The sequence below is a fragment of the Streptomyces sp. NPDC041135 genome (genome assembly GCF_055592085.1).
The window spans coordinates 1-11,910 of the sequence record NZ_JBVIYZ010000054.1; the positions used below are offsets into that span (position 1 = coordinate 1).

General features: G+C 73.8%; 1 protein-coding gene. It reads left to right on the top strand.

The window, feature by feature from the left end; translation table 11 throughout:
- Window positions 1–37 precede the first annotated feature (37 nt).
- Window positions 38–11,910, top strand: an 11,873-nt coding sequence (locus ACZ6CZ_RS36715) for an amino acid adenylation domain-containing protein (RefSeq protein WP_469030233.1), incomplete at its 3' end; no start/stop codon positions are given.

The window sequence follows — 11,910 nt, forward strand, 5'->3', positions numbered from 1 at the left end:
GGTGACGGCTCCGCCGCGGGTGGACGATCTGGACGGGTTGGCGTATGTCGTCTTCACGTCGGGTTCGACGGGCGCGCCGAAGGGTGTGGAGGTCGCGCACCGGGGGCTGGTCAACCACGTCGCCTGGGCGGCGCGGGAGTTGCTGTCCCAGGGCACGGGCGGTGCGCCGCTGTTCTCCTCGGTCGCCTTCGACCTGGTGGTGCCGAACCTGTGGGCGCCGCTCGTCGCGGGGCAGACCGTGCACGCCGTGCCCGGGGCGGTCGACATGGCCGATCTGGGCGCCCACCTGGTGGCCGGGGGACCGTACAGCTTCATCAAGCTCACCCCGGGACACCTGGAGATCCTCGGCCACCAGCTCAGCCCCGGGACGGTGGCGTCCCTGGCCGGGACGGTCGTGGTCGCCGGCGAGGCACTGCCCGGCGAGGTCGCGGACCGCTGGCTGGCCGCACTCGGACCCGGCCGGCTCGTCAACGAGTACGGGCCCACCGAGGCCTCGGTGGGCACCTGCGTCCACCCGGTGACCGAGGCACACCCCTCCGGCACCGTGCCGATCGGCAGGCCGCTGCCCAACATGACGATGTACGTCCTGGACGCGGCCCTGCAGCCGGTGGCGGTGGGGGTGGCGGGGGAGCTGTACGTCGGCGGTACCGGGGTGGCGCGCGGTTACGCGGGGCGTGCGGACCTGACGGCCGAGCGGTTCCTGCCCGACCCGTTCGGGCCCGCGGGCGCACGTTTCTACCGCACCGGTGACCTGGTGCGCCGGCGCCCGGACGGCGAGGTGGAGTTCCTGGGCCGGCTGGACGACCAGGTCAAGATCCGCGGCTACCGTGTCGAACTGGGCGAGGTGCAGGCCGTCCTGGCCGCGCACCCGGCCGTGCGCGAGGTGTGCGTCACCGTCCACGACAGCGGCGGCGGCGAACGCCGGCTCGCCGCCTACTACACGCACGGCGAACAGCCGCCCGTGCAGGACCTGGCCACGTTCTGCGCCCTGCACCTGCCCGACTACATGGTCCCGGCCACCTTCACCGCCCTGCCCGCCCTGCCCCTCAACGCCAACGGCAAGACCGACCGCCGCGCCCTGCCCGCCCCCGACACCGGCGCCGAAGGGACCGGGCAGGACCACCACGTCGCCCCGCGCACCGGCATCGAGGAGCGGATCGCCGCCGTCTGGCGCCGGGTCCTGGAGTGCGAACGGGTGTCGGTGGACGACGACTTCTTCGACGTCGGCGGCCACTCCATCCGCGCCGTCGCCCTGGTCGGCGCGCTGCGCGCCACGGGCTTCGACATCGGGGTGCGCGATGTCTTCGAGTACCGCACCGTCGCCCGGCTCGCCGAACTCCTCACCGGCCGGCCCGCACCCGAGACGGCCGCGCCGGCCGGCGTGGCGCCGTTCGCCCTCCTGCCGGAGGCGGACCGGGAGGCGCTGCCCGCCGGGGTCCAGGACGCCTACCCGCTCTCCCTCGTGCAGACCGGGATGGTCGTCGAGATGCTGGCCGAGGACGGCGGCACCAAGTACCACAACGTCAGCCTCTTCCGCATCCAGGACCCGGCCGGCGCCCCCTTCGACGTGGCGGCGCTGCGCGCGGCCGCCCGCACGGTCACCGGCCGCCACGACATCCTGCGCACGTCGATCGAACTGGCCGCCTACTCGGTGCCCCTGCAAGTCGTGCACGAGCACGCCGAGGTGCCGGTCACCGTCCACGACCTGCGCGCCCTGGCGAGCGACGAGGAGCGCGCCGAGGCGCTGGCCGGCTTCCGGAGTACCGAGGGCGCCCGGCTGTTCGACCTGACGGCCGCCCCGCTGCTGCGGATCGCCGCGCTCGTCGACACCGACGACTCCTGGTACCTGGGGCTGACCCAGCCGCACGTCGTCACCGAGGGCTGGAGCCACCACTCCCTGCTGATGGAGATCCTCGACTGCTACCGGCAGATCAGGGACAACGGCGTCGCGGACGCGCACGAGCCGATCGGCGTCCGGTACGCCGACTTCATCGCCGGCGAGCTGGAGTCCCTCGACTGTGCCGAGGACCGCGCCCACTGGCAGCGCACCCTCGACACGTACGCGCCCTTCGAGCTGCCCGCCTCCTGGGCCGACCCGGACGGCCCACGCCGCCCCTCCCGGGCCCGCGTCGACCTGCGCGGGCTGGAGCGGCCGCTGCGGGCGTTCGCGGCCGCGGCCCGGGTGTCGTACAAGAGCGTCCTGCACGCCGCCCACCTGACGGTGATGAGCATGCTGACGGACGAACCGGCCTTCTTCACCGGCATCGTCGCCCACGGCCGTCCCGAGGCCCCCGGCGCCGAGCGGGTGTACGGCATGCACCTCAACACGCTGCCGCACCCCTTCGACCGCGACTGCGCCGCCACCTGGCGCGAGCTGGTCCAGCAGGTCTTTGCCCGCGAGGCCGGCACCTGGCCGCACCGCCGCTACCCGCTGCCCGCGATCCAGCGGCTGGCCGGCGGCCACCGGCTGATCGACGTGGTCTTCAACTACCTCGACTTCCACCAGGTCGACACCGGCCGGGTGGACATGGCGGGCGCGGTGCACGACGCCGCCACCGAATTCGCCCTGCACGTCTCCGTGCTGGACGGACAGCTCGGGCTCAGCAGCCACACCCACGCCCTCGGCACCCGCAACGCCGAGCGGCTGGCCGCCCTGTACCGGGCGGTGCTGGAGGCGATGGCCGCCGACCCGGACGGTGACGCGCGCGCCGTACGCCTGCCGCGGGGCGAGCGCGAGCTGCTCACCGCGCTGACCGGCCCCGCCCCGGCGGCCGAACCCCTCACCGTCCCCGCGCAGTTCGCCGCGCACGTCGCCCGCACCCCGGACGCCGCCGCGCTCGTGTACGAGGACACCACCCTCACGTACGCCGAACTCGATGCCCGCGCCAACCGGCTCGCCCACCACCTGACCGGCCTCGGCGTCGGACCCGAGACGATCGTCGGCATCAGCGCCGAACGCGGCCCGGACCTGGTAGTGGGCCTGCTCGGCATCATGAAGGCGGGCGGTGCCTACGTACCGCTCGACCCGGCCTACCCCGCCGACCGCCTCGCGTACATGCTGGCGGACTCCGCGCTGCCTGTCCTGGTCACCCAGCAACACCTCCTCGCGAAGCTGCCCGCCCACGACGCGGCCATCGTCCTGCTCGACGGGGACGCCGACCGGATCGCCGCCCGGCCCGCCACCGCTCCCGAGGTCGCACTGGACGTCGACCACGCCGCCTACCTCATCTACACCTCGGGCTCCACGGGCCGCCCCAAGGGGGTCGTCGTCACCCACCGCGGCACCCGCAACCTCGCCGACGCACAGGCCGCCGCCTTCGGCATCGCTCCCGGCGACCGCGTCCTGCAGTTCGCCTCGGCCAGCTTCGACGCGGCTTTCGCCGACCTCGCCCAGACGGTCCTGTCCGGCGCGACACTGGTCCTCGCTCCGGCCGAGCGGCTGATGCCCGGTCCCGCACTGACCGCGCTCACCGCCGAGCAGGAGGTCACGCACCTCACGCTGCCGCCCACCGCGCTCACCGTGCTCTCCCCGGAGGGCGGGTTGCCGGCCGCCGCGACCCTGGTCGTCGCGGGCGAGGCCTGCACCCCCGACCTGGTGGCCGCCTGGTCGCCCGGGCGGCGCATGCTCAACGCGTACGGGCCCACCGAGACGACCGTCTGCGCCTCGGTCAGCGCACCGCTGGCCGGGTCCGTCACCCCGCCGATCGGCCGCCCCCTGCCCGGTTTCGCGCTGCGGGTCCTCGACGCCGCGATGCGACCGGTACCCGCGGGCGTCCCCGGCGAGCTGTACGTGGCCGCCGCGGGCCTCGCCCGCGGCTACCGCGGCCGCCCCGACCTGACCGCCGACCGCTTCGTGCCCGACCCGTACGGGGACGAGCCCGGCGCACGCCTGTACCGCACCGGCGACTCGGTACGGCTGCTCGACGACGGCCAGCTCGACTTCATCGGCCGCGTCGACGACCAGGTCAAGCTGCGCGGCTTTCGTGTCGAACCCGGCGAGATCGAGACGGCCCTGGCCCGCCTCGACGAGGTCAGGGACGCCGTCGTCGTGGTCCGCGAGGACACCCCCGGCGACAAGCAGCTCGCCGCCTACGTCAGTGCGGCCGACGGCCACACCCTCGCCCCCGCCGCCCTGCGCGACGCCCTCGCGGCCACCCTGCCCGACTACATGCTGCCCGCCGCCTACGTCGTCCTCGACGCCCTCCCGCTCACCGCCCATGGCAAGGTCGACAAGCGCGCGCTGCCCGCCCCCGACCGCTCGGCGTTCGCCGCCGACACCGCCTACACCGCCCCCCGCACCCGTGCCGAGGAGCGCATCACCGCCGTCTGGCAGGAGGTGCTCGGCGTCGACCGGATCGGCGTCCACGACAGCTTCTTCGACCTCGGCGGCGACTCCATCCGCGCGGTCTCCCTGATCGGCGCCCTGCGCGCGGCCGGCTTCGACCTGGGCGTGCGCGAGATCTTCGAGGGCCGCACCGTCGCGGCCGCCGCCGAACGCGCCACCGGCCGCCCCGCACCCGCCGGGCCCGAGCCGGCGGTCGCCCGCTTCGCCCTGGTGCCCGACGCCGACCGCGGATCGCTGTCGGCCGGCCTCGACGACGCCTACCCGCTGTCCCAGGTGCAGGTCGGCATGGCCGTGGAGATGCTCGCCGACCCGGCCGCCGCCAAGTACCACAACGTCAGCGTCAACCGGATCCGTGACGGGGTGCCCTTCGACGCCGCGGCCCTGGCCGGAGCGGTCCGGCTGGTGACGGCACGCCACGACGTGCTGCGCACGTCGTTCCGGCTCGACGGCTTCTCCGTACCGATGCAGCTGGTGCACACCGAGGCCGCCACCGCGGTCGCCGTGCACGACCTGCGCGGCCAGGACCCCGCGGCGCAGGACGCGGCGCTCGGCGCGTTCGTCGCCGCCGAGAAGGCCGACGTCTTCGACCTGGCGGCCGCCCCGCTGCTGCGGGTCGCCGCGCTCGTCGAGAGCGACCAGGCCTGGCACCTCGCCCTCACCGAGTCGCACGCCATCACCGAGGGCTGGAGCTACCACGCCCTGATGATGGAACTCCTCGACACCTACGAGCAGTTGAGGTCCGGCACCGCCCCCGGCGACGTCGTCGCGTCCGCCGCGCCCGATGTCCGCTTCGCCGACGCCGTCGCCGCCGAGCTGGCCTCGCTGGAATCGGCGGACGACCGCGCGTACTGGCAGCGGATCACCGGCACGTACGAGAAGTTCGAACTGCCCGCCCCCACCCCCGCCCAGGGCCCGGCGCACAGCTACCGGGTCCGGGTGCCGCTGCACGACCTGGAGCCGCGGCTGCGCACCTTCGCCTCCACGGCCCAGGTCTCCCTGAAGGCCGTCCTGCACGCCGCCCACCTGAAGGTGATGAGCCAGCTCACCGCCGAGGAGTCCTTCTTCACCGGGCTGGTCACCGACACCCGCCCCGAGGCGGCCGGCGCCGACCGCGTCTACGGCATGTACGTCAACACCGTGCCGTTCCCCTTCGACCGCACCGCCCGCACCTGGCGGGAACTGGTGCGCCAGGTCTTCGACCGGGAAGCCGCGCTCTGGCCGCACCGCCAGTACCCGATGCCCGAGATGCAGCGCACCCACGCGGCGGGGTCCGGCCGCCGGCTCATCGACGTGGTCTTCAACTACCAGGACTTCCGGATGGTCGACACCGACCTCGTGGACGTCGAGTCGGGGGTGGGCTCCGGCGGCATCGAGTTCGGCCTCGCCGTCACCACCCTGGCCGGCCACCTGCACCTCAAGACCACCACGGCCAGCCTCTCCCGCACGGACACCGAACGCCTCGCGGGCATGTACCGCGCGGTCCTGGAATCCATGGCCGCCGACCCGCACGGCGACGCACAGGCCGCCTACCTGCCGCCGGGTGAGCGGGAGCTGCTGCTCGCCGACTGGACCACCCGTCCCGCGGCGCCCGCCGATCCCCGTACCGTCCACGGCGTCTTCGAGGAGCAGGCCGCCCGCACCCCGGACGCGGTCGCCGTCACCTTCGGGAGCACCTCGCTCACCTACGGCGAACTCAACGCACGCGCCAACCGCATCGCCCACCTGCTGCGAGCCCGCGGTGTCGGACCGCAGACCCTGGTCGGCGTCCTGCTGGAGCGCTCCGCCGCGCTGGTGCCCGCGCTCCTCGGCGTCCTCAAGGCCGGCGGCGCCTACCTGCCGCTCGACCCGGCCCACCCCGCCGACCGGCTCGCCCACATCGCGGCCGACGCCGAGGCCCCCGTCGTCCTCACCGAACGGTCCGCGGCCGGCGCCCTGGCGGGCCGCTACGACGGCGAGCTGATCGTCCTCGACGAAGACCCGGCGCCGCTCGCCGCGCAGTCCCCGGACAACCCGGCCCCGCTGGCCGCCGCGGACGACCTGATCTACGTCATCTACACCTCCGGTTCCACCGGACGGCCCAAGGGCGTCTGCCTCACCCACGCCAACGTGCTGCGGCTGTTCACCGCCACCGAGGACCAGTTCCACTTCGGTCCGGCGGACGTGTGGACGCTCTTCCACTCGTACGCCTTCGACTTCTCCGTCTGGGAACTGTGGGGCGCCCTGCTGTACGGCGGCCGTCTCGTCGTCGTCCCGCAGAGCGTGTGCCGCTCGCCCGAGGACTTCCTCGGCCTGCTCGCCGACGAGCGGGTCACCGTGCTGAACCAGACGCCGTCGGCGTTCCGCTCCCTGGCCGCCGCCGCCCGCGACGGCGACCCGCGCGTCGACCGGCTCGCCCTGCGCTCGGTCGTTTTCGGCGGCGAGAAGCTGGAGGTCGGCGAACTCGCCCCGTGGGCGGAGCGGCTGGGCCTGGACACCCCGCAGCTGATCAACATGTACGGGATCACCGAGACCACCGTCCACGTCACCCACCACCGGATCACCCCGGCGGACCTGGCCGCAGCGCCGGCAAGCCCGGTCGGCGGCGCTCTCGGCGACCTGCGCACCGTCCTGCTGGACCGCGCGGGCCACCTCGTCCCGCTCGGCGTGCCCGGCGAGATCCACGTCGGCGGCCCCGGCGTCGCCCGCGGCTACCTGAACCGGCCCGGACTGACCGCCGAGCGCTTCGTGCCCGACCCGTACGGCAACGAGCCCGGCGCCCGCCTCTACCGGGCCGGCGATCTGGCCCGCAGGCTCCCCGACGGCCGGCTCGACTTCCTCGGCCGGATCGACGACCAGGTGAAGATCCGCGGCTTCCGCATCGAACCCGGCGAGATCTCCGCCGCGCTCGCCGCCCACCCCGCAGTGCGCGACGCCGTCGTCGTGGTCCGCGAGGACACCCCCGGCCAGAAGCACCTGGTCGGCTACTTCGTGCCCGCCGGCGCCGAGGGCCCCGGCCCGGCCGAGCTGCGCGACCACCTCACGCAGACCCTGCCCGACTACATGGTCCCTACGGCCTACGTCCGCCTCGACGGCATCCCGCTCAACGCCAACGGCAAGCTCGACAGGCGGGCGCTCCCCGCCCCCGCGCAGACCGCGATCGCCTCGGGCACCACCTACCTCGCTGCGCGCACCGACACGGAACGGCACATCACCGCCGTCTGGCAGGAGGTGCTCGGCGTCGACCGGATCGGCGTCCACGACAGCTTCTTCGAACTGGGCGGTGACTCCATCCGGGCGGTGCCGCTGGTCGGTGCCCTGCGCGCGGCCGGCTTCGACATCGGCGTGCGTGAGGTCTTCGAACACCGCACGATCGCCCGCCTCGCCGAGCTGGCCGACAGGCGGGACACGACGCGGCAGGAGGCAGCGGTGGTGCCGTTCGCACTCATCACGGACGAGGACCGGGCGAAGCTGCCCGCGGACGCCGTGGACGCCTACCCGCTCTCCCAGATCCAGGCCGGCATGGTCGTCGAACTGCTCGCCGACGACGGGCGCGGCAACTACCACAACGTGACGTCGTTCCGGGTCGAGGACGAGACGCCGTTCTCGCCCGCCGCGCTGACCGAGGCCGTCCGTCTGGCGGTCGCCCGCCACGACGTGCTGCGCACGTCGGTGCACGCCACCGGCTACTCCGTACCCATGCAGGTCGTCCACGCGGACGTCCCGGTCGCCGTCCCGGCGCACGACCTGCGCGGGCTCGGCCGGGCGGACCTGGAACGCACCCTGCGCGGCTTCGTCACCGCGCAGCGCCAGGACCTGTTCGACCTGTCCACGGCGCCGCTGCTGCGGGCCGCCGCCCACATCGAGGCCGACGGCGCCTGGTGGCTCACCCTCACCGAGTCGCACGTGATCCTGGAGGGGTGGAGCCACGCCTCGCTGGTCGCCGAGATCCTGCGGACCTACCGGGCGCTGCGCGACGGTCGTCCGGTGGAGCAGGAGGAACTCCCCGTCCGGTACGCCGACTTCATCGCCGGTGAGCTGGCGTCCCTCGCCGACGAGGACGACCGTGCCTACTGGTCCGGCATCGTCACCGAGCACGCCAAGTTCGAGCTCCCGGCCGGCTGGGCCGAGGCCGGGAACGAGTCCACTGGCTCCCACCGCGTCACCGTCGCCTTCGGTGACCTGGCCGAAGACCTGCGCGCCCTAGCCGCCACCACCGGTGCATCCGTCAAGAGCGTGCTGCACGCCGCCCACCTGAAGGTGATGAGCCAGCTCACCGGCGAGGCCGCCTTCTTCACCGGTCTGGTCTGCCACGGCCGGCCCGAGGTCGCGGGCGCCGAGCGCGTCTACGGCATGCATCTCAACTCGCTGCCGTTCGCGCACGATCGCCGAGCCCGCACCTGGCGCGAGCTGGTCGGCCAGGTCTTCCAGCGGGAACTGGAGATCTGGGACCACCGCCGCTACCCCATGCCCGCCATCCAGCGCGAGGCGCGCGCGGGCCGGCTGATCGACGTCCTGTTCAACTTCGTCGACTTCCACCAGGTGGAGGACGAACTGGTCGACTCCGGTGTGCGCGTCAGCGAGACACCCACCGAGTTCGGGTTCTGCGCCCACGCCACCGCCGACCGCCTCGTCCTGTCCGCCTCCACCCAGGTCCTCGGCCGGACCTACGCCGAGCGGCTCGCCGGCATGTACCGGGCGGTCCTGGAGTCGATGGCCGCCGACGCCGACGGCGACGCCCGGGCGATGTACCTGCCCGCGGGCGAGCGTGAGCGGCTGCTCGGTGAACAGAGCACCGAGTCCGCGCGGCCCGTCACCCGCCGGGTGCACGAGCTGTTCGAGGAGCAGGTGGCACGGACACCGGACGCCGAAGCCCTCACCAGCGGCGACATCAGCCTGTCGTACGCGGAGCTGAACGCACGGGCGAACCGGATCGCGCGGGTGCTGCGGGCCAGGGGCGTGGGTCCCGAGACGCTGGTCGGGGTCTGCCTGGAGCGCGGCCCCGAGCTGCTGCCGGCCCTGCTGGGGGTGCTGAAGTCGGGCGCGGCGTACGTGCCGCTGGACCCGGCGAACCCGGCCGAACGGCTGGCGTACATCACGAAGGACACGGCCGCCCCGGTGGTGGTGACGACGTCGGCGCCGGCGGGGCTGCTGGAGAACCGGTTCCAGGGCGAGCTGCTGCTGCTCGACCGGGACGCCGGGCTGATCGCCGCGCAGGAGGCGGGCGACCTGGGGGTCGAGGGCAGTGCGGACAACCTGATCTACACCATCTACACCTCCGGTTCGACCGGCCGCCCCAAGGGCGTCGCGCTCACCCACGCCAATGTCGTACGGCTGATGTCGACGGCGCAGGAGCACTACGCCTTCGACGAGACGGACGTGTGGTCGCTGTTCCACAGCTACGCCTTCGACGTGTCGGTGTTCGAGATGTGGGGCGCGCTGCTGCACGGCGGACGCCTCGTCGTCGTCCCGCTCACGGTCACCCGCTCCCCGGACGAGTTCCTCGACCTGCTCGTGCGGGAAGAGGTCACCGTCCTCAGCCAGACGCCGTCCGCGTTCCGCGGCCTGGTCGCCGCGGCCGGCGACGGCGACCACCGGGTCAGGCAACTGGCGGTACGCGCCGTGGTCTTCGCCGGCGAGAAACTGGAGGTGGCCGACCTCAAGCCGTGGACCGACCGGCTGGGCCTGGCCCGCACGGCCCTGGTGAACATGTACGGGATCACCGAGACGACCGTGCACACCACCTACCACCGGCTCACCAGGCGCGACCTCGACCCGCGGGCCGGCAACCCGATCGGCCGTCCGCTCAGCGACCTGCGCGTCCACCTCCTGGACGGCCGCGGCGAACTGGTGCCCATCGGGGTGCCGGGTGAGATCCACGTCGCGGGCCCGGGAGTGGCGCGCGGCTATCTCAACCGGCCGGAGCTGACGGCCGAGCGGTTCGTGCCCGACCCGTTCGGACCGGCCGGATCACGGCTGTACCGGAGCGGGGACCTGGCGCGGCGGCTGCCGGACGGGAGCCTGGAGTTCCTGGGCCGCGCCGACGACCAGGTGAAGATCCGCGGGTTCCGGATCGAGCTGGGCGAGATCGAGAGCGTCCTGGTGGCGCACCCGGGACTGCGCGCCGCAGTCGTGGCGGTGCGTGAGGACACGCCGGGCGACAGGCAGCTGGTCGGCTACGTCGTCCCCGCGGGGGGCGGACAGGTGCCGGGTCTGGGCGAGCTGCGCTCGCACCTGTCGGCGTCGTTGCCCCAGTACATGATTCCGGCGGCGTTCGTGCCGCTGACCGCGCTGCCGCTAACCACGAACGGCAAGCTCGACCGGCGGGCCCTGCCCGCTCCGCAGGGCGCCGCGCTGGGCAGCGACCGTGCCTACGTCGCCCCGCGCACCCCGGCCGAGGAGCAGATCGCCGGTATCTGGCGCGCTGCCCTCGGGGTCGAACGGGTCGGTGTCGACGACGGTTTCTTCGACCTCGGCGGCGACTCCATCCGGGCCCTCGTCGTCGTCGGCGCCCTGCGCGCCGCGGGCCACGACGTGGCCGTACGCGACGTGCTCGCCGCCCGCACGGTGGCCGCACTCGCCGAACTGGCCACCGGCCGGCCCGCCCCCGCCGCAGGCACCACCGCGCCGACGGCGCCGTTCGTCCTGCTGGCGGACGAGGACCGCGACCGGCTCCCGGAAGGCCTCGCCGACGCCTACCCGCTGTCGCAGGTCCAGCTCGGCATGGTGATCGAGATGCAGAGCGGCGACAGCCGGCACAAGTATCACAACGTGGTCTCCGTGCGCATCCGGGACGAGCAGCCCTTCTGCGCGCATGCGTTGCGCACGGCGGCGGCGGTGCTCACCGGCCGCCACGAGGTGCTGCGCACCTCCCTGGACCTCACCTCGTACTCCGTCCCCCTGCAACTGGTCCACACGGATGCCGCACCCGTCGTCACCCTCCGGGACCTGCGGGGCCAGAGCGCGTCCGAACGCGCCGACTCCCTGCGGCGCTTCACCGCCGACGAGCGCGCCGAGCTGTTCGACCTGGCGGCCGCCCCGCTGCTGCGGCTCGGCGCCCACGTCGAGAGCGACGGCGCCTGGTGGCTCTCGGTGACCCAGTGCCACGTCATCCTGGACGGCTGGAGCCACAGCAACCTCCTGATGGAGGTGCTCGACGAGTACCGGCGCGCCCGGAACGGCGAGGCACCGGGCGACGACCCGGCCGCCGCCGTCCGCTTCGCCGACTTCATCGCCGCCGAACGCGAGGCACTCGCCCGCGCCGAGGACCGCGGCTACTGGCAGGGCATCGTCACCGGCCACGACCGCTTCACCCCGCCGGCCGACTGGGCCGAGCCCGCGGACACCGCGCCGCTCGTCTGCCGCAGCAGAATCCCGTACGCCGACCTGGAGGAGCCGCTGCGCGCCCTCGCCTCGGCCGCCGGTGCCTCACTCAAGAGCGTGCTGCACGCGGCACACCTGAAGACGATGAGCCTGATCACCGACCAGGAACGCTTCTTCACCGGCCTCGTCTGCAACGCCAGGCCCGAGGTCCTCGGCGCGGACCGGGTGTACGGCATGCACCTCAACACCCTGCCCTTCGCCCACGA